The following is a 1,608-nucleotide window of genomic DNA, read 5'->3' as shown; positions in this document are numbered from 1 at the left end:
GGCGCCCGGCAGCCCCTGCCGGATCGCGCGCGAGAAATCGACGCCCGGCACGGCATCGCTCGCGATCGCGCGCTGCGTGATGCGCCCGGCCGTGCGCAGCGTCTCGAGGCTGTAGCCCGGCGTCAGCCCGCCCACGTCGTACAGGTAGTCGGGCAGGTAGCCCGAGGCCAGCAGCCGCCAATCCATCGGCAGGCCCGGCACGATGCGCCTGGCGAGTTCGTAGACGATGGTGGTGCAGTTGGCCGTCAGCGTGTTGTAGAAGCTCGGCGCGCGCAGCAGCGCGGCGCTCTGGTCGAGGTAGGCCAGGAACAGCGAGCGCATCTCGGCCTGCGGCAGCCGCACGCGGTACATGTGGACGTCCTCGCCGCGCACGTTGGTGCGCACGCGCAGCACGTCGCGCTCCTCGGCCGCGACCAGGCTCAGCTCGAAGCGCCGGAAGAAGCCGCCGATCGACGAGAAGCTCTCGCCGCGCTCCTTGCGGATCTCGATCGAAAAGGTGAGGAAGCGGCCGTCGTCGAAGCCGAAGGACACCAGCGTGTGCGCGATCGCCGGGCCCATCCAGTACGAGACCGAGACGTCGACCGAGCGCAAGCGCTCGAGGTCGTAGCGGCGCGTTTCCCAGCGCGGCGTGTAGTCGGTGTCGCTGCGCCAGTCGAAGTTGCGCACGTTCTCGAGCGTGACCATGTTGCCGTCGACGCGCGCCACCAGCTGGCGCGCGACGTCGTCGGCCCAGTCGCGCTGCTGCAGCGGCACGATGGTGTTCCACCAGCCCAGCAGCAGCGCGAAGCCGACCGCGTAGGACAGCAGGGCGCGCGCGGCCCGGCCGCGCCACAGCAGCACCAGGGCCGCGAGGCCGAAGCCGCTCCACAGCACGGCGGCGAGGACCTTGCCCGTCTCGCCCACGGGCAACTGGTACCAGAGCGCGAGGCAGGCCCAGCCCGTCGACAGCAGCAGCACCAGCGAGGCCGCGACGCGGCCAACGATGCGCAGCAAGGTCCGGAACCCGGCGGTGGGATGTGTGATGGCTGGGGAGGAGGAGGGGCTCATTCGGGAAACGCGTGGATCGCCGCCGAGCTTAAACGCAGTCCCGCGCGCCGACCACGACCGCGCGGTGTGCCGCAACGAAGACGGGTTCGGCGGCCCGATCCCGTCTTCAGCCGCTAAGGGCGCACCGCCGTCCTCGCGTGCAGCAGCGCCGCGAAGTGGCGCAGCTCGGCCGCATTGAGGTCCGACACGGCCCAGGCCTGCATGCCGCCCTGGGTCCAGTGCGCGAGCTGGTAGCCCTGGCGCGTCGAGAAGGCCGGAGCCTGCGGCTTCGCATCGGCCGTGGGCCAGACGAAGACATTGATGACGTGCGGACCCGAGCGATAGACCAGCGCCGCCACCGTGCGCCCGTCGAGGTAGTCGAGCCGCCCGCCCGTCAGCGCGAAGCCCTCGGCGGCAAGGTCCACCACGGGCGGCGAGAAGTCGAGCTTGCCGGCGAACCAGGGCTTGACCGTGTGCTGGTCGGTGGAGGCCACGTCGGCCAGGTGCGAGGCCATCAGCGAGCGCACGTGGTTGGCCGTGACCTGCGCGCCCAGCAGCTCGAGGGGCGCCGGCGATGCCAGC

At 71.4% G+C, this 1,608-nt stretch carries 2 protein-coding genes; both read right to left on the bottom strand.

Going from position 1 to position 1,608, the window contains the following annotated elements; all coding sequences use genetic code 11:
- Positions 1-1,047: Lnb N-terminal periplasmic domain-containing protein (locus AC27VN_RS40950; protein WP_490880431.1), on the bottom strand; the 1,047-nt coding region annotated here is incomplete at its 3' end.
- A 113-nt stretch (positions 1,048-1,160) separates the two neighbouring features.
- Positions 1,161-1,608 (bottom strand): anti-sigma factor family protein (locus AC27VN_RS40945; RefSeq protein WP_490880430.1); only part of this gene is annotated, 448 nt, incomplete at its 5' end.

The organism is Variovorax sp. 20P10.2.4 (genome assembly GCF_058244205.1).
Note: the sequence above shows the minus strand (reverse complement) of the source record. Positions and strands in the feature narration are given on the sequence as shown.